This is a genomic window from Otoolea muris (assembly GCF_943193115.1).
Classification (GTDB): Bacteria; Bacillota; Clostridia; order Lachnospirales; family Lachnospiraceae; genus Otoolea; species Otoolea muris.
In genome coordinates, this window is sequence record NZ_CALPCY010000008.1 from 45722 (window position 1) to 70679 (window position 24958).

Consider the following 24958-nt stretch of genomic DNA (forward strand, 5'->3'; position numbering starts at 1 on the left):
CACGTAGCCGTGGGAAGCTTCCCACGGCGGCCTGGTTTGCTCCCGCCGCCCTCATAACGCGAAATCCCGCGAAAAAACAAATGCGCTATTGATTTTGCCAGAGGAGTATATTATAATTTCTACTGGCAATTGGCATTTTTGCCTCTTTTCTACTCACACTCACACAAAAAAGGACAGGTGGTCACATATGAAGAAATTAGATTTACTCTATGAAGGCAAAGCGAAAAAGGTCTTTACGACCGAAGATCCGGATGTTCTGATCGTAGACTACAAGGATGACGCGACCGCGTTTAACGGCGTCAAGAAGGGGACGATCGTGGGCAAGGGCGCGATCAATAACCGCATGACCAACCATATTTTTAAGCTTCTCGAGGCGGAGGGCGTGCCGACGCATCTGGTGAAGGAGTTAAGCGATCGCGAGACGGCGGTTAAGAAGGTGGAGATCGTTCCCCTTGAGGTCATTATCCGCAATTACTCAGCCGGAAGTTTTGCAAAGAAGATGGGCATGGAAGAGGGCATTGCGTTCAAGCGCCCCACGCTGGAGTTCAGCTATAAGAACGATGATTTAGGCGATCCGTTTATCAATAAATATTACGCGCTTTCTCTGGAGCTGGCGACCGAGGAGGAGATCGAGGCGATTACGAAGTATGCCTTTAAGGTCAATGAGGTGATGCGCCGCTATTTTGACAGCCTGGGGATTGACTTAATTGACTTTAAACTGGAGTTTGGCCGTTTTAAGGGTCAGATTATCCTGGCGGACGAGGTTTCCCCGGATACATGCCGTCTGTGGGATAAGGAGACGCATGAAAAGCTGGATAAAGACCGCTTCAGGCGCGACATGGGCAATGTGGAGGACGCCTACCAGGAGGTATTCAGACGCCTTGGCATTGCGGACCGCGAAGAAGAAGCGAGGTAAAGGCCATGTATGACAGATATGTAAGCCCCCTTTCAGAGCGCTACGCCAGCCGTGAGATGCAGTATATTTTTTCTCCGGAAAAGAAGTTTAGGACCTGGAGGCGGCTGTGGATCGCCCTGGCGGAGACGGAGAGGGAGCTGGGGCTGCCGATCACGCGGGAGCAGCTCGACGAGCTTCGCAGCCATCAGGACGATATCAATTTCGAGGTGGCAAAGGAGCGGGAAAAAGAGGTCCGGCATGATGTGATGTCCCATGTGTACGCGTACGGCGCACAGTGTCCGAAAGCGAAGGGGATCATCCATCTGGGCGCGACGTCGTGCTATGTGGGGGACAACACGGATCTGATTATCATGTCAGAGGCCCTTTTGCTGGTGCGGAAAAAGCTGTTAAATGTGCTGCATGAGCTGGCGGGCTTTGCGGAGCGGTATAAGGCGCAGCCGACGCTGGCCTTTACGCATTTCCAGCCGGCGCAGCCGACGACCGTGGGAAAGCGGGCGACGCTCTGGATGATGGAGCTTTTGCTGGACCTTGAGGATCTGGACTATGTGCTCCACTCGCTGCGCCTGCTGGGTTCCAAGGGTACCACGGGCACGCAGGCGAGCTTCCTGGAACTGTTTGACGGGGATCATGAGAAGTGCAGGAAGCTGGATCAGCGCATTGCGGAAAAAATGGGCTTTGAGGGCTGCTATCCGGTGTCGGGGCAGACGTATTCGCGCAAGGTGGACAGCCGTGTGCTGGGCGTCCTGGCCGGGATTGCGCAGAGCGCGCACAAATTTTCCAATGATATCCGTCTGCTGCAGCATTTGAAGGAGGTGGAGGAGCCGTTTGAGAAGTCCCAGATCGGTTCCTCGGCCATGGCGTATAAGAGAAATCCCATGCGCAGCGAGCGGATGGCGTCCCTGGCGGATTATGTGATGTCCAATATGATGAATCCCATGCTGGTGGCGTCCACACAGTGGTTTGAGAGGACGCTGGACGACTCGGCCAACAAGCGCTTAAGCGTTCCAGAGGGCTTCCTGGCAGTGGACGGCATCCTGGATCTGTATCTGAATGTGGTGGACGGCCTGGTGGTGTATCCGAAGGTGATCGAAAAACGCCTCATGTCCGAGCTGCCCTTTATGGCCACGGAAAATATCATGATGGATGCAGTCAAGGCCGGCGGCGACCGGCAGGAGCTGCATGAGAGAATCCGCACGCTTTCCATGGAAGCAGGGCGCAATGTAAAGGAAAAGGGACTTGAGAATAATCTTCTGGAGCTGATAGCAGCGGATCCGGCCTTTCATTTAAGCCTTCAGGAGCTTCAGGAAGCCATGGATCCGGCCCTCTATACGGGCCGCGCGAAGGAGCAGACGGAAGAATTCCTGCGCGAGGTGATTGGGCCGGTCTTAAAGGAGAATGAGGCGCAGCTTGGGATGAAAGCGGAGATTCATGTGTGATGCTGCGGCGCGCGGTATTTACAAAAAAAGAATAAATGTACGCCCGGAATTTCACCGCGCCTGATGTTGTGAGTTTTTGGGCGTACATAGAATTCCTTAAGGAGGAAAGAGCCATGGTAAGAGCGATAGTAGGGGCGAACTGGGGAGACGAGGGCAAGGGAAAGATCACGGACATGCTTGCCAGGGAGTCGGATATTATCATCCGCTTCCAGGGAGGAAGCAATGCAGGCCATACGATTATTAATAATTATGGACGCTTTGCGCTTCATCTGCTGCCGTCAGGCGTATTTTACGACCACACGGTGAGCATTATCGGAAACGGCGTTGCGCTGAATGTTCCTTATCTGAATAATGAGCTGGAGGATCTTGTGTCAAGAGGCGTGCCTAAGCCTCGTATTCTGGTGTCGGATCGGGCGCAGCTTATGATGCCGTACCATGTGCTGTTTGATCAGTATGAGGAAGAGCGTTTGGGCGGAAAGTCCTTTGGCTCAACAAAATCGGGAATTGCCCCGTTTTATTCCGATAAATATGCGAAGATCGGCTTTCAGGTGAGCGAGCTGTTCGCGCCGGAGACCTTAAAGGAGAAGGTGGAACGCGTCTGTGAGAAGAAAAATGTGATGCTGGAGCATCTGTACCACAAGCCGCTCCTGAATCCGGACGAGATATTTGAGACGATGATGGGTTACAGGGAGATGATTGAGCCGTACGTGTGTGATGTATCCGCTTATTTAAGCGGGGCGCTTAAGGCCGGGAAGAAGATCCTGCTTGAGGGCCAGCTCGGATCGCTCAAGGATCCGGATCACGGGATTTATCCCATGGTGACGTCCTCCTCCACGCTGGCGGCCTTCGGCGCAATCGGGGCCGGCATCCCGCCGTATGAGATTACGCAGATCACGGCTGTCGTGAAGGCGTACTCGAGCGCGGTGGGCGGCGGCGCGTTTGTCAGCGAGATCTTCGGCGGCGAGGCGGATGAGTTGCGGCGCAGGGGCGGCGACAAGGGCGAATACGGCGTGACGACCGGCCGTCCGAGGCGCGTGGGCTGGTTCGACGCAGTGGCCAGCCGCTATGGCTGCCGGATTCAGGGCGCGACAGAGGCGGTTCTGACGGTTCTCGATGTGCTGGGCTATCTGGACGAACTGACACTGTGCGTGGGGTATGAGATTGACGGCGAAGTCGTGAAGGATTTCCCGGTTACGCATAAGCTGGAGAAGGCAAAACCAGTGTATAAGACCATGCCGGGCTGGAAGTGCGACATCCGCGGGATCAGGAAGTATGAGGATCTTCCGGCGGCGTGCAGGGCGTACATCGAGGAAATTGAGCGTGAGATTTGCGTTCCGATCACCATGGTTTCCAACGGGCCGGGGCGCGATGAGATCATAATGCGCGGGTAAGGCGTCAATCAGGGAGGCGTTTGGATGAGTGTAAAGGAAAGAATGCAGATGCAAAAGGGAGGCGCGGCCAGAGTCTGGCTCCGCTATCGGATCGGCGGCGGCTCTGGCGTTTTGCTACAGGCAGGAGAGGAAACGGGCGCTGGCTGCTGTTCTGCTGCCGATGGCGCTGTTCCAGATCGGATTTTCCGGTATGCTGCTGCCTGCATTAAAGATTTCTCCGGGCAGTGATCGGGAGTGGATGGGATTTTTTTACCAGCAGACAGCCCGCTATGTCCGGGATTATCCGGATGAGGTGACTGTACAGGAATGGGAAGCGATTGACGGCGTTCTGGAGTATGATAAGCTGGCAGAGGCATATAATCCCATCACCTCGGATCCGGTTAAGTTTGATGCGTACCGCAGCGAGCAGACGTGGAAAGAGCGAAAGGCGTATTTTAAGGCATGGTTTCAGCAGTTTTTGAAGCACCCCGGCGTCTATGTGGAAGCGTCCATTAACGGCTGTTATGGCTTTTTCTATCCGGGATCAAAGGAATGGTATGATTACCTGGATTTCAGCAGCGTGATCAATGAGAGGGGAAATGGTTTCTTTTGTATTTATCATCCAGAACCGTTTAAGCCGCTGAGAGAATGTTTGACGCGGGGAGAGGCCATGGCAAAGGAGCTTCCGGTGATCGGCCTGTTTTTCCGGCATGGCGTCTATGTTTTTGTGACGCTGTGGCGCGCCATGATCTTGGCGGCAGCCGGGAAATACCGCTATGCGGCGGCCCTGACGCCTTTTTTGGGCAATATACTGGTCTGCATTGTATCCCCTTATAATGCGAATACCAGATACCTGCTGCCGGTGATCTACGGGACGGGCCTTTCTGTCATGGCCGTATACTCTGCTTTTGAAAAAGGCGGTGTGCCGGCGCGCGAGGGGGAAGTGTTTAAGACAAGGGAGAAATAAATCGTGATGAAAAGAGAGAGGCGCGAAGGCGGCCGGGAGACGGGGAGCGGAAGGGAAACGGGCGGAAAGCGGACTTATACAGGGCGCTTCTTCAGGGAGCTTGATTTTAGCGGGAGAGAGGTATTTCCTCCTTCACGCATTTCAGATTTGCCTGCCTGGGTGGAATGGCTCTGCCTGGGCGCAATGCTTTTGATCGCTTATGCGACCTTTATGTATTTGGATATCACCGATACGTATGATAACTCGATCCTGTTTTTAAAGGCCATTGCACGCGGGGAGCTTCGGGGCTTTTATTCTTTTACCGTGGAGCGCGCCAGGATGTTCTGGGCAGCCAATTATGATTTTATGGTCTACATCGTGTATGGGCTTTGGAACCTGCCTGTGCTCCTGATAAGCCGGCTGCGCGGGATTGATTATCTGGACTGGAGCCTGGGGCTTTTGTAGTGCAAAACGCTGGGGATCCTTTTAACGTTTGCCAAGGCGTATCTCATCTGTAAGATTGCGCGGCTTTGCGGGACGCCGAAGAAATTTGCCGCGCTGGGATCGTTTTTGTTCTTAAGCAGCGCCGCTCTTTTTGTGATCGTCTTTGTGGTCAGCCAGGTGGACGGGTTTGCCCTGTTCCTCCTGCTGCTGGGCTTTTATTTTTACTTAAAGGGAAATGGGAAGGCATTTCTCCTGTGCTATATGATTGCCATGCCGAGCAAGATGTTTGCCGTGTTCCTTTTCCTGCCCCTGGTGCTTTTAAAGGAAAAGCGGATTCCCTGCATTTTTGCCGCCCTGGCTCTTTCATTTTCGGGAAGCATCTTCTCAAAGCTCCTGTTTGGAGCGGATCCGGCGCACCCGGCGTATATCAACGGGGAAAGGCAGCCGTTTAACCTGTTTATGCGGATCCGGTGAAACCGTTCAGGACATGTCTGCGGCATCAGGAGGGAAAAAATGAAGAAGCCAACGCTGTATATTGTGATACCGTGCTATAATGAGGAGAGTGTGCTTCCGATTACGGGGCCTTTGTTTTCAGATAAGCTGTCTGAGCTTGAGGAGGAGGAGCTGATTGCAAAGGACAGCCGGATCCTGTTTGTCAACGACGGATCAGGGGATCGAACCTGGGAGCTGATACAGGCCATGGCCGCGGCGGATCCCCGTTTTATCGGGATCTCCCAGAGCCGGAACCGCGGCCACCAGAATTCGCTGCTGGCGGGCCTGATGTATGCAAAGGATCGCTGTGACATCACGATTTCCATTGACTGCGACGGACAGGATGATTTGGATGCCATGAATGCGATGGTAAAGGCGTGGCACGACGGCTGCGAGGTGGTGTACGGCGTGCGCAGCAGCCGTAAGACGGACTCCTTTTTCAAACGGTTTACGGCCGAAGCCTTTTACCGTCTGCTGAACCGGATGGGGGTGGAGGTCGTCTTTAACCATGCGGACTACCGCCTGCTTGGAAGCCGCGTGCTGGCGGAGCTGGAGCGGTTTGAGGAGGTCAATATTTTCCTGCGCGGGATGATCCCGCTGGTAGGATTTCGCAGCACATCCGTCTACTATGAGCGCCATGAACGGCTGGCCGGGGAGAGCCATTACCCGCTCGCCAAGATGGCGGCGCTGGCTATGAACGGGATCACGAGCCTTTCGATAAAGCCTATCCGTTTTATCACCGGCTTTGGGCTTTTGGTGGCGGCCATGAGCTTTGTCGGTGTGGCATGGTCCGTCACGCAGGTCTTTTTGGGCCGCACGGTGCCGGGCTGGGGCTCAACGGTCAGCATCCTCTGCTTTTTCAGCGGGATCCAGCTTCTGGCTATGGGGATCATAGGGGAATATATCGGTAAGATCTACCTGGAGACAAAGCGCAGGCCGCGCTATATCATAAGCGAGACGACGGAGGACGGGGATGCGGTGAGGGATAAAGAAGGCGAAAAGGGTAACGGTTTGTAACAGCCTAGAGCGTGTTTGAAAAATCATTCCCGCCATCTGCATGCCCCACTTTGCGGCATATTTGTGCCAAATTCACTTAACGCAGCCCACTGCGCCGCGTTCATTTGGCCCAAATCTCCCACAAAGCGGCACGCACATCTGGCAGAAAGCATTTTTCAAACACGCTCTAGTACAGCGTTGCATTAATTTACGAGTAAAAAGCGCTTGATATTCGTGTCATCTGTGCGTCTGCGAAGCGTCGGCGTAGTGGCGCCTACGTCTAGCTTCGCAGGCGCGCAGGTTATTTGCGGTTTTTGAGGTGGCGGATCAGGAGAACAAAGGCGTAGAGGCCCACGGGAACGGCGATGGAGCAGTAGACAGACGCCATCAGAAGGTTCTGTGACAGGGGGCTGTCCATCAGGGCGAAAATGAGGGAGCAGGCGTACAGGAGGAAGAGGCATAAAGCGGCAACGGCGGCCAGTTTTCGGAATTTCATAGTGGAACCTCGCTTTCAGGGGGGATGCGTTTTATTTTTATTATACTATGAAATTGAACGGATGCGCAAGGGGGGAGGGCGTGAAGAGGCCGCCAGCGGCAGATTCTATATCCATAAGGAGCCCCGCTTCCGCTCGGAGAAAAGCGCAGCGGACGCTAAGCTCGAAAGGATCTCGCCAAGCGCCGGCGGTTTTCTACGGGTTCCTATGGATATAGAAGCTGTCGCTGGCCGCGTGACCGGCGGGCCGTGACATTAACGTATGCTTTCGCCGGGGCGTACAGGTGGCGGCTGCCTCACAACTAAAAGCTCAATACAAAACTGTCCCAGAGAAAGGAGGCGCTGATTGTGAAAATACACGTTCTACCCCGCCCTGCGCGCACATTGCTTTTGGGCGTCTGTCTGGCGCTTATTCCGGGAGTGCGTACTGGTTTTGCGCAGGCTCAGGAAGCAGCCGCCGTTTCCGCCTCGGCCGCCGGACATTGGGTCGGGGATGGGGAGGACTGGCAGTATATCCTGCCGGACGGCGCGCCTCTGGAGAGGAGCTGGCTGCACGATAACGGCCTGTGGTATTATTTCGGGAGCGACGGTTACATGAAGATTGGGAAGCACAAGATTGATTCCCATACGTATTTTTTCCGGGAGAACGGCGCCATGGCGGTCGGATGGGCTTATGATTATGAGGAGGATGTCTGGTATCACGCGGGAGAGGACGGGCGCCTCGCTAAGGGGTGGCTTCTGGCCGGGGATGCATGGTACTGGTTTAATTCCTCGTGTGAAATGTATCATGGCGGCGAGCGGATGGTCAGCGGGCATAAGTATTATTTCTTTGAAAACGGGCAGATGGCGGCGGACCAGTATGTGGGAACGGGATATTACGATGAAAACGGACTGCGGGATCGGCGCTATGACATGACGATTCAGGGAAAGCGGAGGCCGGATAAGGATGAGCAGGAGCGCATTACAAAGGCCCTGGCAGAGGCGCCCCGGGAGTGGATCCGGGCGTTTCATGAGAGCGGCTGGGAGATGATGTTTTATACGGATAAGAAGTATTTTTCAGCGCCCAGGACGGATCAGGGGATTTTTTACGTGTATCACAAGACGGATACGCATTACAGGAAGCTGAAGTTTACGAATCCGGATACGCTGGCCATGGCGTTTGGGGAGTATGTGGCCTGGGCGACGGGGAATGACGGCGATGCGAATGGCTTTATGGCGGACTATGGCCAGTACCTGGCGCAGAGCAGCATAGCCCAGCCGCTGCCCTCGTATTTTGACGGAAATATTTCCATGCAGTTCGGGCGTCTGTTTGAGAGCTTTTGCTCGGAGGAGCTGAGGGCCGATATGCGCAGGAACAGCCCGGATCTGCTGCGGTATTTGGAGCAGACGCTTAAGATTACCCGAGAGGGGAGGAAGCCGGATCTGGATGAGCTGGAATATGAGGATTTCCTTGATGAATGGGGGGCCGGGTCTGAGATAAGGGGACCGGCCGGGGATGAGAGTCTTATGGAGAAGCAGGGGCCGGGGGAGTAAATAGCCGGCTGGAGCGCGCGGGCGCCTTTTAGAAGCCTTTGGACATCAGGGGCTTTTAGGAGGCGCTTTTTTATTATCTTGAAGGGCAGAAATTTTTTGTATAATTAAGTTGAGGAAGAAGCGGATTTTAAACGGCGGGAGTTCCGTCAGAGGAATGGATGTACCAGGAGCCGGCTACTGCGCCAGCTCCTCCCATTTTTCATAAAGCGTCTCCAAAGTCTCTGTCAGCCGCTCCTTTTCCTGATTGAGTTCAATGAGCCTGGAGGGGTTTAAGTAAACGCTTTCCTCGCTTAACAGGGCGTCGATCTCCTGTCCTCTCGTCTCCAGGGCGTGTATTTCTTCTTCGGTTTTCTTTAATTCATTCTGGCGTTTGCGGATTTTCGCCTGTTCCTCCTTTTGCTGCTTCCAGTCGGTTTTTCCGGCCGGGGCTGCGGGCCGGGGCGCCGGCGCATCTGCCTTGCCGGCATCGGAAACGGGGCGGGCGGGATGCGGGCTGTCTGGGAAAGCGGGATCGTCTGCCAGCCTGGGCCGGGCCTGCGCGGCAGCCTGTTCCAGGATGTCCTTTTTTTCCAGATAGTAGTCGTAATTTCCAATATAATTGATCAGGGTCTTAAGTTTCAGATCCAGGATACGGGTCGCTGTTTTGTTGATAAAATAACGGTCATGCGATACGTAGAGCACGGTTCCGGTATAGTGCGTGAGGGCCTGCTCCAGGATTTCCTTGGAGGTGATGTCCAAATGGTTTGTGGGCTCGTCCAGGATCAGGAAATTGGCCTCGGAGAGCATGAGTTTTGCCAGAGAGACGCGTCCGCGCTCCCCGCCGCTCAGATCGCGGATCAGCTTAAATACATCATCCCCGGTAAACAGGAAGGCGGCCAGGGCGTTGCGGATCTGCGTGTTATTCATCGCAGGATACGTATCCTGCAGCTCCTGAAACAGGGTTTTATCCATGTGAAGGACCTGATGCTCCTGATCATAGTAGCCGATATGAACCTTAGATCCCAGGCGGAATTCCCCGCTGTCTTGGGGGAGAAGGCCGTTTAGGATCTTGAGGATCGTCGTTTTTCCGGTTCCGTTATTTCCGATAATGGCCACGCGCTCCCCGCGCCGGATGTCAAAATCCACGCCGGAAAACAGCGTCTGTCCGTCAAAGCTTTTTGTGAGTCCCCTGACGGCCAGCACGTCGTTCCCGCTGACGACGTTCGGCTCAAGGGTAATACTCATGCTGTCATTGACCTCCAGAGGCTTTTCAAGCACATCCATCTTAGACAGAAGCTTTTCGCGGCTCTCGGCCCGCTTGATGGATTTCTCCCGGTTAAAGGAGCGCAGCTTTGCGATGACCTCCTCCTGATGGCGTATCTCCTGCTGCTGATTTAAGTAAGCCTTCATAATATTGGCCCGGATCAGCGCCTTTTTTTCGCTGTACGCGGAATAATTGCCCTGAAAAACCGTCGCCTTTCCCTGATCCAGCTCAACGATCTTTGTGACGACCCGATCAAGGAAATAGCGGTCATGGGCCACGATCAGAACCGTGCCGGGATAATTCATCAGATACGTTTCCAGCCATGCGATGGATTCCATATCGAGATGGTTCGTCGGCTCGTCAAGGAGTATGATATCCGGCCTGGACAGAAGAAGCTTTCCCAGTGAAACGCGGGTCTTCTGGCCTCCGGAGAGCTCGCGGACCGGCTTGGAAAACTCGTCCTCCGCAAAGCCAAGGCCCTTTAACACGCCGGTGATCTCGCTCTTCCATGCATAGCCGTTCTGGAGCTCAAATTCATGGTCCAGGCGGCTGTAGGATTCCAAAAGGCGGTCAAGCTCCGGCCCCGCGGCGGATTTCATCTTAAGCTCCAGGGCGCGCAGGCGTTCCTCCAGCTCCAGTATGGGCCGCTTTACTTCCATCAGCTCGTCAAAGATCGTGCGGCTGCCGGAGATATCCTGCTGCTGCGCGAGATATCCGAGCGTCTTTCCCTTTGAGAGCGCGACGCCCCCCTCGTCCGGGAGAAGCTCCTGGGCGATGATTTTAAAAAGCGTGGACTTGCCGGCCCCGTTGATGCCGACAACGGCCGCGCGCTCGTGTTCTTCTATGTGAAATGATACGCGGGACAGGATCTGGTCCGTACCAAAGGTTTTTGAAATGTTGCTGCAAGACAGAATCATGGTTTCCTCCTGTAAAAATCGGTTGGGTAACAGGCCGGATAAGGGGCGCTGTTACGGGTCGGATTACATTATAGTATAAAAAGAAGGTATTTTCAAGGAATGTTGGGAATTACTGGCGCTCTGGCAGCCGGTATCCCGTCTGTTTCAGCACCGTGAAATTTTGGGAATTCATTTGACAATCATTTGTCATCTGTTATAATAATACTATTATGTAAACAGAGAGAGGGTGAATGAGAGCCGTGGAACAGAAGGAGATATCGAAAGCAGTGATTTCGAGGCTGCCGCGCTACTACCGCTATCTGGGAGAGCTTCTGGAGGAGGGGGTGGAGCGGATTTCCTCGAATGAGCTGAGCATCAGGATGAAAGTCACGGCATCCCAGATTCGCCAGGATTTAAATAATTTCGGTGGATTTGGCCAGCAGGGCTATGGATATAATGTGCAGTATTTATATACGGAGATCGCGAGGATCCTTGGGATTGACCGCCAGCATAATCTGATCATCATCGGGGCCGGGAATTTGGGGCAGGCGATTGCCAATTATACGAATTTCGAGCGGCGCGGGTTTATGATCAAGGGGATGTTTGATGTGAATCCGCGCCTGGTGGGCTTAGTGGTCCGCGGGGTGGAGATACGCGGGATCGAGGATCTGGAACGGTTTATCAAAGAACACGAGGTGCAGATTGCGGCGCTTACGATTCCGAAATCCAAGGCCCCGGAGGTGGCGGACCGTCTGGTGCGCGCCGGGATCAAGGCGATCTGGAATTTTGCCCACACGGATCTGCAGGTTCCGGACGATGTGGTGGTGGAGAATGTCCATTTGTCAGAGAGCCTGATGCGCCTGTCGTACCGCGTCTGCAATATGCAGGATCAGAAGGAACAGGAGCTTAAGGCCCGTGCCGGGAAGCAGGCGGGGGAATGAGATGATAGTAGGTGTGGGGACGGATCTGGTTGAGATGGATCGGATGAAAAAAGCCTGCGGCAGGGAAAGCTTTTTGAAGCGGATCTACACAGAGGAGGAGCGCCGGCAGGCCGGGAAGCGGATTTCCCGCCTGGCCGGCGATTTTGCCGTTAAGGAGGCGGTCGCCAAGGCGCTGGGGACCGGTTTTCGCGGCTTTGGGCCGGAGTGTATTGAGGCGCTGCGGGATCCGCTCGGAAAGCCGTATGTCCGTCTGTACGGAAGGGCCGGGGAGCTGGCGGAGGAGCTTGGCATTGATGAGTTTCATGTCTCTGTCACGAATACGGCGCAGTATGCGGCCGCGTTTGTGGTGGGAGAGGGGAGAAGGGCTGGTAGGAGGAACAGCGATGAGACGTTTGGTAACAGGCGAGCAGATGAAGGAGATTGACAGTTATGCGATCCATACCATAGGGATCCCGTCCATGGTGCTTATGGAACGGGCGGCGCTCTGTGTGGCGGATGAGATGGAGCAGGCGTTTTCCCGGACGTTTGGACGCGGGCTCTGCACGGCGAAGACGGCCGTATTCTGCGGGACAGGGAACAACGGGGCGGACGGCGCGGCGATTGCGCGGATCCTTCATCTGCGCGGATGCAGTGTATTTCTTGTGACAGTGGGGGATCGGAGCCGCTGGACGCCGGAGCTGCGCAGCCAGATCGCGATTGCGCGCAACCTGGGAATTCCTGTGAGGCGTTTTGAGGAGCCGGGAGAGAGGAATGATTCGTTTGACGCGGCGGTTGACGCGCTGTTTGGGGTCGGGCTTTCCAGGGAGGTGGAGGGGAGCTTCCGGGAGGCGATCCGTTTCTTCGACTCTGCGCGCCCCGGTTTTACGGTGGCTGTGGATATCCCGTCCGGTATCCATTCCGGGACAGGGGCTGTGCTGGGGGCGGCGGTGCGCGCGGATCTGACCGTGACCTTTGGCTATGAGAAGGCCGGGACGGCCCTGTATCCGGGACGCGGCTTTGCGGGGCGCGTCTTTGTGGCGGACATCGGCTTTCCGCCGTACGACCGCTATACGGGGCGGCGGTATTTCTGCTATGAGGAAAAGGATATGGCCCAGATTCCGAAACGGCGGGCGGAGGCGCATAAGGGGACGTATGGAAAGGTGCTGATTGCGGCGGGCAGCGAGGGGATGTGCGGCGCGGCGTATTTAAGCGCCCTGGCGGCTTACAGGATGGGGGCCGGGCTGGTTAAAATTTTAACAGTTAAAAGCAATGCGCAGGCATTACAGACGCTTCTGCCGGAGGCGATCCTTACGCTCTATTCGCCGGAGGAGGCGGACCGTGAGCCGGAGGTCTTTAAGGAGCTCGTGGAGCAGGAATGCGCGTGGGCCAGCGTGATTGTGCTGGGGCCGGGCCTTGGAAAGGGGCGGTATGTGGAACAGCTTGTACAGCATGTGCTGTTATCCGCCTATGTCCCGATCATTGTGGACGCGGACGGCTTAAACGCAGTCGCGGATTACCCGTATCTGGCGGATTACCTGACGGAAAATGTGATTATCACGCCGCACCCGGGGGAGATGGCGCGTCTGACAGGGCAGGAGATTGCAAAACTTCGGGAAGATCTGGCCGAAGCGGCGGTCCGCTACAGCGAGGAGCGCGGCGTGACCTGTGTCTTAAAGGATGCGGCTACGGTGACGGCGCGGCGCGACGGCGCGGTTTACATCGGGAACAGCGGGACCGCGGCCATGGCCAAGGCCGGATCGGGCGATGTGCTGGCCGGAACCATCGCGGGCCTGATTGCGCTGGGCTTTCCGGAGGACGAGGCGGCTTCCTTTGGCGTGTGGCTGCACGGGCGGGCCGGAAGCCGCGCGGCGGAAAAATCGGGCGAGCACGGCCTGCTGGCGAGCGAGACGGCAAACGCCCTTTTAGAGCGTATTTGAAACATCATTCCCGCCCATGCGGGCATACATACAGGGATAGAAGATTCAGGGAGGAAGAAGATGGAAGCACCGTACAGCCGGATTTATGCGGAAATAAATCTGGACAATGTGGTTAAAAATGTGGAGGCCATGGCGGCCGGCCTTCCGGAGGGGACGCGCATCATCGGCGTTGTGAAGGCGGACGGATACGGGCACGGCTCCGTGCCGGTGGCCAGGGCCATTGACCCTTATGTGTGGGGCTATGCGGTGGCGGCCCTGGAGGAAGGGGTGCTCCTGCGCCGGCATGGGATAAAAAAGCCGATCCTGGTGCTGGGAAACGCGCCGGCGCGCCAGCTTGCGGATTTTTTGAGATACGATATCCGCCCGTCGCTGTTTCAGCTCTCCAAGGCAAAGCTCCTGTCAGAGCTTGCCGTCATGCAGGGCGTCCGTGCGGGTATACACCTGGCTGTGGATACGGGGATGAGCCGCATCGGATTTCAGCCGACCGCGCAGAGCATTGAGGAGGCGGCGGAGATCGCGTCCCTGCCGGGCATTGAGACCGAGGGGATCTTTACCCATTTCGCCCGGGCGGACGAGGCGGATCAGGGGGCGACGGACCGCCAGTATGCGGCGTTTATGGAGTTTGCGGACGAGCTCGAGAGGCGGGGCGTGCGGATTCCGATCCGTCACGCCTCGAACAGCGCGGCGGCCTTAAACCGGCCGGGAATGGGCCTGGACGCCGTGCGGGCCGGGATTTCCATGTATGGAATTTACCCGTCCGATGAGATTGCATGGGGCTTAAACCTGCGCCCGGCCATGGAGATCCGCAGCTTTATCACCTGTATCCGGGAGATTGCGGCTGGGACGCCGGTCAGCTACGGCGGAACCTTCACGGCGGACAGGGCGATGCGCATCGCCACAATCAGCGCCGGCTATGCGGACGGCTATCCGAGAAGCTTATCCGGAAAGGGATATGTCCTGATCGGCGGGAAACGGGCCCCTGTGCTGGGCCGTATCTGCATGGATCAGTTTATGGCGGACGTGAGCGGCATTTTGCAGGCGCAGGAAGAGATGCCCGTGACGCTGGTGGGCAGCGACGGCGGGGAGACGCTTTCCATGGAGCAGCTCGCGCAGATGGCCGGGGGCTTTCGCTATGAGATCCCCTGCGTGCTGGGAAAACGCGTGCCGCGCGTCTACATAAAGGACGGCCGTGTGGCAGGCACAAAGGACTATCAAGGGGATATTTACAAGGATTTTCTGTGAAATAGCGGCGGGACTTATTTTCACGGGAACGTAAACCGGCCTTTCTTCATATGTTAATGCAGGAGGAGGATCCGGGCGTTGCCGTTCAGGTTTTGTGGAAAAATGACCGTATGCCTGAAGGGAAGCGAATAATCCGTCTCAAACGGGTCAATACTAGAGTGTGTCGGGACGATCGGCCGTAAAATGGCGCTTTGCGGTTCGGCGGGTGTCCGGATATCTTTAGAATGAGAATAGACAGACGGAGAGTGAGAAAAGTGATTATCAGGCGCGGAGATATTTATTACGCAGATTTGCGGCCGGTCGTCGGCTCAGAGCAGGGCGGCGTGCGGCCGGTGCTGGTGATACAGAACGATGTGGGAAATAAGCACAGCCCAACCGTGATCTGTGCGGCCATTACCTCAAAGATGAACAAAGCAAAGCTGCCGACCCATGTGGAGCTGGACACGAAACGGTGCGATATGATACGCGATTCGGTCATCCTTCTGGAGCAGCTCAGAACCATTGATAAGCAGCGCCTCAGGGAGAGGATCTGCCATATCGACGAGGAGCTGCAGCAGGAAGTGGATCGGGCTCTGATGGTAAGTTTGGATCTGGCTACATAAGGGCTGTTATGCTTGTTACAGTTCAGTCTTCCGGCTAAACTGCAACAAATGATGCACAGAAATTGTGCCTTCTGCACAATTTCGCGCTTGCTGCCCTCGGGTTTTCTGTGACCTTCGCTCACAAAAAACACCTCGCGGAGTCGAAGGCTGAACAGTTACTTATGCTTTCCGGAATAAAGCGGTTATCATTGACGAACCGCGCCAAACATGCTATATTTGACGATACGAATGAAAAGAAGGAGATATACGATTTATGGACGATGGGTATTGGCCCCTCAGCTTTGCGGCGCTGGCTGCGTTTATTGCGGCAGACGCCGCGCTGTACGGTTTTGGCTCCGCCATCCAGAATCTGAATGCAGGAGCGCTTGAGAAGGAGGCAGAGGAAGGCGGCGAGCGTGCGGGCCGGCTTTTGCAGCTGATGGAGCAGCCGGCGGAGTTTATCAATACGGTTTCCGTGATGACGAACCTGATCGGCATTGTGTCAGGGGCGTATGTGCTGGAGCGGTTTGGCCGGCTGTTCCGGGCGTTTTCCGTCGGGGCGGCGAGCAGCCATGAGCGCCTGGTATACGGCGTTTCCCTGACCGTTTCCGGAATACTGGTCCTGGCGGCCCTTATAAGCTTTGGCATACTGATTCCTAAAAAATGCGCGGCGAAAAACCCGGAGCGCTGGAGCTTTGGGGCCTTCCCCATTGTCCGGCTCTTTATGATGATCCTCAGGCCGTTTACGGCGCTGGTGTCATGTATCTCGGGCCTGGTCCTGCGGGCGATGGGGATCGATCCGGACGCCGGCGCGGATAATGTGACGCAGGAGGATATTATGCTGATGGTCAATGAGGGCCATGAGCAGGGCGTCCTGGAAGCGCGCGAGGCGGAGATGATCACCAATATTTTCGAGCTGAACGATAAGACGGCGGGCGATATCATGACGCACCGCACCAATGTGGTCGCCCTGGAGGCGGATATGCTTCTGGAGGAGGCCGTGGCCTATATCCTGACCGAGGCCGGGAATTCGCGTTTTCCGGTTTACGAAAAGGACATCGACGACATTGTGGGGCTTTTGTATCTGCGGGACGCGCTTGTGTACGCGGAACAGGACGAGAACCGGGCGCGGCCCATTAAGGAGCTGCCCGGGCTTTTGAGGGAGGCGCATTTTATCCCGGAGACGAGGCGGATCGACACGCTGTTTAAGGAAATGCAGTCGCGGAAGATACATATGGAGATCGTGGTGGACGAGTACGGCCAGACGGCCGGGATTGCGACCATGGAGGACATCCTGGAGGAGATCGTGGGCAATATCCTGGATGAATACGACAAGGAAGAGGAGCTGATCGTAAAACGCGAGGACGGCAGCTACCTCTTTGACGGCCTGACCCCGCTGGAGGATGTGGCTGAGGCGCTGGAAATCGGGTTTTCCGAGGAGGATCGCGACAACTACGACACGCTGAATGGTTTTCTGATCTCAAGGCTTGACCGCATTCCAAAGGAGGACGAGCAGCCGGAGGCCGCCTATGGGGGATATCTGTTTAAGGCGGTCTCTGTGGAAAATAAGATGCTTCACAGGGTGATCGCTGTTTTAGACAAAAAAGAGCAGGAGGAAGAAAACGGGGAAGCGGCCGGGCAGTAACGTCCGGCCGCTGGCAATCGTTCCGGGCGGCCGGAGAGGGCCTATGTTTATAGCGGCATGGGATGAAGAACAGGCGACATTAGGGCAGGTGACGTATGTATAAATTGCTGGAAGACACGAAAATAATGATGAACGACAGGGTTTTTCTGTCAAAAACGGTGAAAATTGCCTTTCCGGTAGCCATGCAGGGCATGCTGAACACGGTTGTCAATATGATTGATACCATGATGATCGGCTCCCTGGGCGCGACGGCCATCGCGGCGGTGGGGCTGGCCAACAAGGTGTTTTTTGTCATGACGCTCCTTGTATTCGGCGTGGTCAGCGGTTCCGGTATCCTGGCAGCCCAGTTCTGGGGCAATCAGGACGTGAAGAGCATCCGCAAGGTCCTGGGGCTGGCGCTTGTGCTGGCGGCCGGCGCGGCCTTGGCCTTTTTCCTGCCCGCGGTATTGTGCCCGCGCGCGGTGATGCGGATCTTCACAACCGGGGAGGAGACGATCCGCATCGGAGCTTCCTACCTCGTGCTGGCGGCTTTTTCATACCCCTTTATCGCGGTGAGCAATACGTATGTGGCCATGCTGCGCGCAGTGGGGCAGGTGAAGGCCCCGGTCGTGATCAGCAGCGTCGCGATCCTGATCAATATAGCGCTGAATTATACGCTTATTTTCGGCAAATTCGGAGCGCCGGCCATGGGAGTGGCCGGCGCGGCGGCGGCGACCCTGACGGCGCGCGCCGTGGAGATGAGCGCGCTGCTTGGCGTGGTATACCTCGGCCGCTCGCCGATTGCTTGCCGTCCGCGGGAGCTGTTTGGTTATCCCGCAGGCTTTGTAAAGAAATTTTTTGTCACCGCCGCCCCGGTAATTGGCAATGAATTTGTATGGGGACTTGGCGTGACGATGTACTCCCTGGCCTATGGCCGCATGGGGAACGGCGCGGTGGCGGCCATCACGGTCGCGACGACCATCCAGGACATCATGGCCGTCCTGTTTCAGGGCCTGAGTGCGGCGGCGTCCGTCATCCTGGGAAATGAGATGGGCGCCGGGAAGCTTGCGCAGGCCGAGCGGGACGCAAAGAGCTTCCTGATCCTGCAGTTTTTGTTGAGCGTGGCCGTGGCCTGCCTGTGCGCCGCCACGCGGTGGCAGGTGATTGCCTTATACCGTGTGACAGGGGAGGTGGCGCGGGATGTGAGCCGCTGCCTGCTGGTGTTTTCGCTCTATATGCCGTGCAAGATGTTTAATTACGCCAATATCGTGGGCGTGCTGCGCAGCGGCGGCGATACACGGGTGTGCCTGTTTCTGGACTGCAGCGGGGTATGGCTGATCGGGATTCCCATGGCTTTTCTGGGGGGACTGGTATTGAAACAGCCGATCTGGATGGTGTATGCAATGGTGACGCTGGAGGAGGTTTATAAGGCGGTGTTTGGGTATCTGCGTTACAGGAAGAAGAAATGGCTGCGGAATCTGGCGGCGGAGACGGATGGGTAGCGGGGCTGTTTTGGATATGTGTTGTGAAGATGTTGATGGGAAATTGCGGGAAGGCCGCCGGCATCCGTTTCTATATTCATAAGGAACCCCGCTCCCGCTCGGAGACAGAAGCTCTTGTCGGCGGCCTTCTCACGATCAGCCATGGCCCTCTTTCCGTTGCTAAAGCCTATAACATCAGGGTGAACATCGGCCGGATTTGATTTGCTGTTGACGAAAAACACGCTTACCGATACAATAAAGCAGGCAGGAAAAAACATCCGGCCTGTAAAAACACTTGTAAGAGGGAGGTTATGTAAAATGAAAGGTTTCAGACAATTGTTTCTCAGCGGATGTTTAGGCGCTCTTATCTTTTTATCAGGCTGCGCCAAGGATCCGGGCACTCCTCCGGAGGTGCTGATTGACGGGGTTTCTGTGGTGGTGGGAGAGTCCACTCCGGGCTCATTGAAGGAGGATGGATTTACCACGGATAATGTGCAGAAAATGATTGTCGAGCTGCCGGACAAATCATGGACTTCTTCCATTTTTTTGCAAAAAGACGGTATTTCCTATGCCTCTTTGAGCCTGGTAAATGAGAGCAGCGAGAAAAAGCTGGTGGGCCTGTGTGTGATCGAGGAGCTGGGATTTTATGCGCTGGATGATACGCATAAGGATTTGAATATTACGATAAACGGCATTAACCCCATCGGAAAAACGGAGGAGGAATTGACAGAGCTTTATCCGGATCTGGAGCTGGATGACGACGAGGGTGATTACCGGTTTCATTATTTAAGGGATGGGGAATACAGCGTTTGTTTTCAGTACAGCAAAGGCGTGCTCACGGATATTGATGTGAAGCACTCATTCAGCAAGAGTTATCAGTCAAAATAAGCGGATGATAAGTCAACAACCCCGCTGCAGGCAACGGGGCGTCAAACTTGCAGCGCTGCAGAGCAGCGGGGTATTTGACCCTCGTGGCAGTCGCCAAATGTGCATGCAGGCATGCCCGCTTGGCTCGTTGCTCGCGGGAATAAAAAAGTCCTTGACTTATAGTTAGATGAAGCTGTTATACTTATCACAGGCACGAAAACCCGTTTCGTGAAAACCTAATGCACTCTCGGAATCTCGCTGCGCCTGATTTTGTGAGATGATTTTTTGTCAGATGTGCACAAATTTATGAGGCGTACGTGGAGCGTACGTTGATTAAATTTGGGTGCATCTGGCGGAAAATCAGCCGCAAAAGCAGGCGCAGAGAGATTCCGAGAGTACATCCTACATAAAAGGAGAGAGTATATGGCTTATTTAGGCGAGGAAATCCGGAAGCTGGGATTTGGTTTGATGCGTCTGCCGCAGAAAGACGGCGCTATCGATGTGGAACAGGTGAAGGAGATGACGGATCGGTTCTTAGAGGCCGGCTTTACCTATTTCGATACGGCCTGGGCGTATGCCGGGAGCGAGGACGCTATCCGTCAGGCGCTTGTTGAGCGCTGCCCGAGGGAGCGCTACCAGCTTGCCACCAAGAATGCCGCGTGGATCAACTGTAAGACTAAAGAAGAGGCGTACGCGCAGTTTGACGTTTCGCTTGAGAGGACAGGGGCCGGATTTTTTGATTTTTATCTGCTCCACAACCTGGGCGAGGGGCGGACGCGCTATTTTGACGAATTTGACATGTGGAACTGGGCGCAGGAGAAAAAGAAGGAGGGCCTCATAAAACACGTCGGTTTTTCCTTCCACTCCACGCCGGAAGAGCTGGAGGAGCTCTTAAATGCGCACCCGGAGATCGAATTTGTCCAGCTTCAGATTAATTATGCCGACTGGGAGAATCCGGCGGTTCAGTCGCGGCGGTGTTATGAGACGGCAAGAAAGCATGGAAAGCCGGTCATCATCATGGAGCCTGTCAAAGGCGGAATGCTGGCGACGCCTCCGGAGTCCGTGGAGAAAATCTTTAAGGCAGCAGAGCCCGCAAGCTCCACAGCGTCGTGGGCGGTCCGCTTTGCGGCGAGCCTGGAGGGCGTGATCACGGTTCTCTCCGGAATGAGCAGCATCGGGCAGATGGAGGACAATCTGGCGTGCATGAGAGACTTTACGGGATTTACCGCCGAACAGGAGGAGGCTGTAAAACGCGCGCAGGAGGAGCTTGGAAAAATCCCGCTGATTCCCTGTACATCCTGTAATTACTGCGCCAAAGTATGTCCTGTGAATATCGGGATTTCGGGATCATTTACAGCGATGAATTATCTGACGCTTTACGGCGACAAGGGAGCGGCAAAGAATCAGGAGGAATGGCTCGTGGGCAAGCATGGGTTAAAACATGCGGATGCATGTGTGAAATGCGGAAAATGCGAGGAGGCGTGCCCGCAGCATATCGCTGTGAGGGAGAATCTGGTAAAAGTCAGGGAGGCGTTGCTGTAGAAGAGGGCGTCTGTCACTGGCGGCTTTCCAACGATCAGCCATGGCCTGCATATTTACTGTTCAAACCTGAACCGCACCCCCGCATAGATTTCGCGTTACTGTTCACGGCTGTGCAGTTCACAGCAACATGATGCACACAAAATGGGCAGCCTGCCCATTTTGGCGCCTGCTGCCCTCGGGTTTTCTGTGACCTTCGCTCACAAAAAACACCTCGCGGAATACTACCCGTGAACAGTAACGATTTCGCATCGAATATCCAGAACAGTCCTTGCCAACCTTGTCCGTTCGTGCTAAAATAGATTTTGACCTCAAGGATCAATGAATATGGAAGAGGAGTAGCGTTTATGTCAGGACATTCTAAATTTGCGAATATTAAGCACAAAAAGGAGAAGAACGACGCCGCAAAGGGCAAGATCTTTACCGTAATCGGCCGCGAGCTGGCTGTGGCGGTGAAGGAAGGCGGCGCGGATCCGGCGAACAACAGCCGTCTGAGGGACGTGATTGCCAAGGCGAAAGCGAACAATATGCCGAATGACACCATTGAGAGGGGCATTAAGAAAGCGGCGGGCGACGCCGGATCGGTCAATTACGAGAACCTTACATACGAAGGATACGGCCCCAATGGAGTTGCGATAATTGTAGACACTCTGACGGACAATAAGAACCGCACAGCGGCCAATGTGCGCAGCGCCTTCACCAAGGGCGGCGGCAATGTCGGGGCGCAGGGAAGCGTGTCTTTTATGTTTGATAAAAAGGGTCAGATTCTGATCGACAAGGAAGAGTGCGAGATGGATCCGGACGAACTGATGATGTTTGCGCTGGATGCCGGAGCCGAGGATTTTGCCGAGGAAGAGGACAGCTTCGAGGTTATAACCGCCCCGGAGGATTTCTCCGCTGTGCGCGAGGCGCTTGAGAAGGAAGGTATCCCGATGATGCAGGCGGATGTGACGATGATCCCGCAGAACTGGGTGGAGCTTACGGACGAGGATGCCATTAAGAAGATGAACCGTCTTCTGGATCTTCTGGATGAGGACGACGATGTGCAGGCGACGTACCATAACTGGGATGAGTAAACCTGTTTGGGCGGCAATGCAAAATTTTCCTGGACAGGATTAGAGAGCAGACATTTTGAAGGAAACAATATACTGATGAAGCATATCTGAAACATGCCTCTGCGACAGAAGCCGCAGAGGCATGTTGAGGTTTTATGACAGCACTATCCGTTTTCTCCACTTTATGCGCCTGTCTTTTTCACCATGGTAATTCAGATTGTGCCATTTCATGAGATTTGCGAATTCTTCCTCCATCGTTCCGTCTTCCTCAGCATATTCCGCATGATAGACTTCAACACTTTGTCCGTTAATCCAGTCTGTTACGGAAAGCGTCTGGGTTCCGGCCGGCTCGTCCGGATAGTGAGCGCAGATCGAACGGATGCATATTAAGTTCCCGTCCTCATATTTCCAATAGTCCGTCGCTCCTGCCTGCCAGTTGATAACATAATCTGACCGAATCAGACGGCGTTCTGCGTCAAATGAGGGGTGTGAAAGCCGATCCAGATGGTAGGGATCCGATATAAACTGGCGGCTTCCCTCATCCCAAATCCAATAGACACCGGAATATGAGGCGTTACCTTTCGAGGAGGGCCAGTAAAAATCCATATCTCCGTCAAAATCCACATCCGCAAGCTGTACGGATTGGAAATAATCATAGTTCGCTGTAGTTTGGATTTGCTGGATCAGCCGGATTTCTCCATCGTTCTGATAGATATATATATCCAGAGGATGCCCCTGCGCTTCCAGCATGCTTTCAGTACCCGGGATTGGCTTTGCTTTCATCACAACAAAAAGGTTTCCGCCGCCGTTTCCGGCTGAAATAGGAAAGGCATGCATATCCTGAGCCGGACGGACGGCATCCCCGTTCTCCCAGGGAAGCAAATCAGCTTCCTCTGCGGGGGCGGGGTTAAGACAGATTGCGGCAGGGGAGGAAATATACGGCGGCTGCCCGGTTCCTCCTGCGTGTAAAATATTGCCTAAAAGCAGGAGCGCCACAAACGCCGCCCGGCTCATTCTTCAAAATGATAACTGTCCAAAAGCTGATTTTTCATATGCCACAGCTCATTCGACAGATCCACATGGACTTCATGCGGATTGACAAGGCGGCGGGATTCGTCCCACAGCGTATCCAGCTCCCGTTTGCAGTAATCGCGGATGTCCATAACGCGCGGGGACTCGTACACGCGCCGGCCTTCCAGGAAGACAGGCACGAGCAGCTCGCGCATCCGGTAGGAGCCGGGCGTTAAATGCGTCTTTTTCCAGGTCTCGACAGGGTCAAAGAGCAGCAGAGAATTTCCCTCATTAAAGATCTCGTCCGCAAGGCAGATCAGATCGGCAATAATTTTCCCAGTCTTGCGGTCATAGATCCGCTGGATCGTCTTATTGCCCGGGTTCGTTACCTTCTCTGAATTTTCTGATAATTTAATTTTCGGAATAAATTTCCCGCTCTTTTTGTCCTTGATCGCCGCCAGCTTGTAGACGCCGCCAAAAGAAGGGCAGTTTTTGGAGGTGATTAAGTTGGTCCCCACGCCCCAGGAGGTGATCGTCGCTCCCTGAATTTTCAGGCTGTCGATCAGGTACTCGTCCAGATCATTTGACGCGGAAATGACAGCGTCAGGAAAGCCCGCCTCATCGAGCATCTGCCGCGCCTTTTTGGAGAGATAGGCCAGGTCGCCGCTGTCTAAGCGTATCCCGTAGGAGGTAAGGGGGATCCCGGCCCCGCGCATTTCCTTAAACACCTTTATGGCATTCGGGACGCCGGAATCGAGCGTATCATACGTATCCACAAGCAGGATACAGGCCGTGGGGTAGAGCTTCGCATAGGTGCGGAACGCGGTCAGTTCATCCGGAAAGCTCATAATCCAGCTATGCGCGTGCGTCCCCCTGACGGGAACATTAAAAAGCTGCCCGGCCAGCACGTTGGAGGTGCCGATACAGCCGGCGATCATCGCCGCCCTGGCCCCGTAGATCCCCGCGTCCGGTCCCTGGGCGCGGCGCAGGCCGAATTCCATGATTCCGTCGCCGCGCGCCGCATAGACAATGCGCGAGGTCTTGGTGGCAATCAGGCTCTGATGGTTCAGAATATTGAGGATCGCCGTCTCGACAAGCTGCGCCTCCATAATCGGCGCGATCACCTTGATCAGCGGTTCGCGGGGAAATACAACCGTTCCCTCCGGAATGGCATAGATATCGCCCGAAAATTTAAAATGGAGCAGATAATCAAGAAAATCCCTGTCAAATAATCCGGTGCGCTGCAAATATTCGACATCGGCGAGTTCAAAGTGGAGATTTTTAATATAATCCGCCACCTGCTCCAGCCCCGCGCAGATCGAATACGCGCTCCCGTCCGGGTTGCTGCGGTAAAAGGCGTCAAAAACCACGGTTTCATTGGCATACTTTTCCTTGAAATAGCCCTGCATCATGGTCAGTTCATACAGGTCGGTCAGTAAGGTAAGATTTCTCTGGTACATGATATTCTCCTTGTGCGCCTCCTTAAGAGGTCATCCGTTTACGGCCCGCTGCCTGCATTGGTGATATTTCCGGTAATCCGGGCCGAATCAGTCCGTTAAATAGTTACATTATACCATTAAACAGGAGAAAAGGCAAAAGAATGACAAAGTATTAACAATATCATCCGCCTGTTAAGGGAGAGGAAGACCGAAACCGCCGCCAAAACCGGCCCAAACCAAAACCTGACTCTTGACAACCCGCTGGAAAATAGATACAATGATAAGCGGAAAAAGACAATGAAGGAGACAGTAATTTCCGAAACAAACGCCAAAGCGAGGCGGGGACGGTGAGAGCCCGCTGCCAGTCGTGCGGTTATGAAGATCACTCCGGAGTTCCGGACCGAACGCATATGCAAGTAGGCTCCGGCGGCATCCCCCGTTATCAGGAGCGCATATTGATCGGGCAGAGCCCGCGTCTTGTATGCAGTAATAGGTGG

Annotated in this window: 23 protein-coding genes and 3 pseudogenes; 21 read left to right on the plus strand and 5 right to left on the minus strand. The window is 54.9% G+C overall.

Annotation, left to right across the window (positions count from 1 at the left end; genetic code table 11):
• Positions 1 to 187: 187 nt before the first annotated feature.
• The 8 genes and pseudogenes from purC to NFS31_RS27415 all read left to right on the plus strand — a co-directional run.
• The gene (gene purC / locus NFS31_RS07090; protein ID WP_251492987.1) at positions 188 to 916 is read left to right on the plus strand and encodes a phosphoribosylaminoimidazolesuccinocarboxamide synthase; all 729 of its coding nucleotides are present in this window, start codon (positions 188 to 190) and stop codon (positions 914 to 916) included.
• A 5-nt stretch (positions 917 to 921) separates the two neighbouring features.
• Positions 922 to 2352, plus strand: a complete 1431-nt coding sequence (gene purB / locus NFS31_RS07095) for an adenylosuccinate lyase (RefSeq protein WP_251492989.1) — start codon at positions 922 to 924, stop codon at positions 2350 to 2352.
• Positions 2353 to 2465: 113 nt separating this feature from the next.
• A complete protein-coding gene (locus tag NFS31_RS07100) occupies positions 2466 to 3743 on the plus strand; it encodes an adenylosuccinate synthase (RefSeq protein ID WP_251492991.1) in 1278 nt (425 codons plus the stop codon).
• 24 nt (positions 3744 to 3767) lie between these two features.
• Positions 3768 to 3971, plus strand: a complete 204-nt coding sequence (locus NFS31_RS07105; protein ID WP_251493145.1) for a hypothetical protein — start codon at positions 3768 to 3770, stop codon at positions 3969 to 3971.
• Complete coding sequence (locus NFS31_RS07110; RefSeq protein WP_251492993.1) at positions 3904 to 4689, plus strand: DUF6020 family protein; 786 nt, start codon at positions 3904 to 3906, stop codon at positions 4687 to 4689. Before NFS31_RS07105 ends, NFS31_RS07110 begins: the two co-directional genes overlap by 68 nt.
• 3 nt (positions 4690 to 4692) lie before the next feature.
• On the plus strand, positions 4693 to 5133 hold the full coding sequence (locus NFS31_RS07115; protein WP_251492994.1) for a hypothetical protein: 441 nt from the start codon (positions 4693 to 4695) through the stop codon (positions 5131 to 5133).
• A 105-nt stretch (positions 5134 to 5238) separates the two neighbouring features.
• Positions 5239 to 5586 carry a hypothetical protein gene (locus NFS31_RS07120; protein WP_251492995.1) on the plus strand — a complete coding sequence of 116 codons (348 nt, stop codon included), beginning with the start codon at positions 5239 to 5241 and terminating at the stop codon, positions 5584 to 5586.
• A 39-nt stretch (positions 5587 to 5625) separates the two neighbouring features.
• Positions 5626 to 6105, plus strand: a pseudogene (locus NFS31_RS27415) (glycosyltransferase family 2 protein); the annotation flags it as partial.
• A gap of 333 nt (positions 6106 to 6438) precedes the next feature.
• Here the strand turns inward: NFS31_RS27415 and NFS31_RS27420 are convergent.
• Positions 6439 to 6720: pseudogene (locus NFS31_RS27420) on the minus strand (DUF6783 domain-containing protein); the annotation flags it as partial.
• Here NFS31_RS27420 and NFS31_RS27425 point away from each other — a divergent pair.
• Positions 6697 to 6807 (plus strand): annotated as a pseudogene (locus tag NFS31_RS27425) (DUF6783 domain-containing protein); the annotation flags it as partial. The pseudogenes NFS31_RS27420 and NFS31_RS27425 sit on opposite strands and share 24 nt — an antisense overlap.
• 94 nt (positions 6808 to 6901) lie before the next feature.
• Here NFS31_RS27425 and NFS31_RS07130 read toward each other — a convergent pair.
• Positions 6902 to 7096 (minus strand): hypothetical protein, encoded by a 195-nt coding sequence (locus tag NFS31_RS07130; RefSeq protein WP_251492999.1) that lies wholly within the window; start codon positions 7094 to 7096, stop codon positions 6902 to 6904.
• Positions 7097 to 7441: 345 nt separating this feature from the next.
• Here NFS31_RS07130 and NFS31_RS07135 point away from each other — a divergent pair, with 345 nt between their 5' ends.
• The gene (locus tag NFS31_RS07135; RefSeq protein ID WP_251493001.1) at positions 7442 to 8626 is read left to right on the plus strand and encodes an N-acetylmuramoyl-L-alanine amidase family protein; all 1185 of its coding nucleotides are present in this window, start codon (positions 7442 to 7444) and stop codon (positions 8624 to 8626) included.
• Positions 8627 to 8800: 174 nt separating this feature from the next.
• Here the strand turns inward: NFS31_RS07135 and abc-f are convergent, their stop codons facing one another.
• A complete protein-coding gene (abc-f, locus tag NFS31_RS07140) occupies positions 8801 to 10786 on the minus strand; it encodes a ribosomal protection-like ABC-F family protein (RefSeq protein ID WP_251493003.1) in 1986 nt (661 codons plus the stop codon).
• 239 nt (positions 10787 to 11025) lie between these two features.
• Between abc-f and NFS31_RS07145 the strand changes: the two genes are divergently transcribed.
• The 11 genes from NFS31_RS07145 (at position 11026) to NFS31_RS07195 (ending at position 22032) form a co-directional block, all read left to right on the plus strand.
• Positions 11026 to 11706, plus strand: coding sequence for a redox-sensing transcriptional repressor Rex (locus tag NFS31_RS07145; RefSeq protein WP_251493137.1), 681 nt, complete (start codon positions 11026 to 11028; stop codon positions 11704 to 11706).
• Between the two features lies 1 nt (position 11707).
• Positions 11708 to 12130, plus strand: coding sequence for a holo-ACP synthase (gene acpS / locus NFS31_RS07150; RefSeq protein ID WP_251493005.1), 423 nt, complete (start codon positions 11708 to 11710; stop codon positions 12128 to 12130).
• A complete protein-coding gene (locus NFS31_RS07155) occupies positions 12090 to 13622 on the plus strand; it encodes an NAD(P)H-hydrate dehydratase (RefSeq protein ID WP_251493007.1) in 1533 nt (510 codons plus the stop codon). The genes acpS and NFS31_RS07155 overlap by 41 nt, the downstream gene beginning before the upstream one ends.
• A 60-nt stretch (positions 13623 to 13682) precedes the next feature.
• Entirely contained in the window at positions 13683 to 14864 is a 1182-nt protein-coding gene (alr, locus tag NFS31_RS07160; protein ID WP_251493009.1) for an alanine racemase, read from the plus strand.
• A 254-nt stretch (positions 14865 to 15118) separates the two neighbouring features.
• Positions 15119 to 15466 (plus strand): type II toxin-antitoxin system PemK/MazF family toxin, encoded by a 348-nt coding sequence (locus NFS31_RS07165; protein WP_160225591.1) that lies wholly within the window; start codon positions 15119 to 15121, stop codon positions 15464 to 15466.
• 253 nt (positions 15467 to 15719) lie between these two features.
• Positions 15720 to 17090: a hemolysin family protein gene (locus tag NFS31_RS07170; RefSeq protein ID WP_251493011.1), complete on the plus strand. Its 1371-nt coding sequence runs from the start codon at positions 15720 to 15722 to the stop codon at positions 17088 to 17090.
• Between the two features lie 95 nt (positions 17091 to 17185).
• Positions 17186 to 18571, plus strand: a complete 1386-nt coding sequence (locus NFS31_RS07175; protein ID WP_251493013.1) for an MATE family efflux transporter — start codon at positions 17186 to 17188, stop codon at positions 18569 to 18571.
• Positions 18535 to 18771, plus strand: coding sequence for a hypothetical protein (locus NFS31_RS07180; protein WP_251493015.1), 237 nt, complete (start codon positions 18535 to 18537; stop codon positions 18769 to 18771). Before NFS31_RS07175 ends, NFS31_RS07180 begins: the two co-directional genes overlap by 37 nt.
• 97 nt (positions 18772 to 18868) lie before the next feature.
• Complete coding sequence (locus NFS31_RS07185) at positions 18869 to 19438, plus strand: hypothetical protein (RefSeq protein ID WP_251493017.1); 570 nt, start codon at positions 18869 to 18871, stop codon at positions 19436 to 19438.
• 402 nt (positions 19439 to 19840) lie between these two features.
• Positions 19841 to 20959: an aldo/keto reductase gene (locus tag NFS31_RS07190; RefSeq protein ID WP_251493019.1), complete on the plus strand. Its 1119-nt coding sequence runs from the start codon at positions 19841 to 19843 to the stop codon at positions 20957 to 20959.
• Positions 20960 to 21303: 344 nt separating this feature from the next.
• Positions 21304 to 22032: a YebC/PmpR family DNA-binding transcriptional regulator gene (locus tag NFS31_RS07195; protein WP_251493021.1), complete on the plus strand. Its 729-nt coding sequence runs from the start codon at positions 21304 to 21306 to the stop codon at positions 22030 to 22032.
• Positions 22033 to 22164: 132 nt separating this feature from the next.
• Here the strand turns inward: NFS31_RS07195 and NFS31_RS07200 are convergent, their stop codons facing one another.
• Entirely contained in the window at positions 22165 to 23007 is an 843-nt protein-coding gene (locus NFS31_RS07200; RefSeq protein WP_251493023.1) for an FG-GAP repeat domain-containing protein, read from the minus strand.
• 14 nt (positions 23008 to 23021) lie between these two features.
• The gene (locus NFS31_RS07205; RefSeq protein WP_251493025.1) at positions 23022 to 24482 is read right to left on the minus strand and encodes a nicotinate phosphoribosyltransferase; all 1461 of its coding nucleotides are present in this window, start codon (positions 24480 to 24482) and stop codon (positions 23022 to 23024) included.
• Positions 24483 to 24958: the final 476 nt, after the last annotated feature.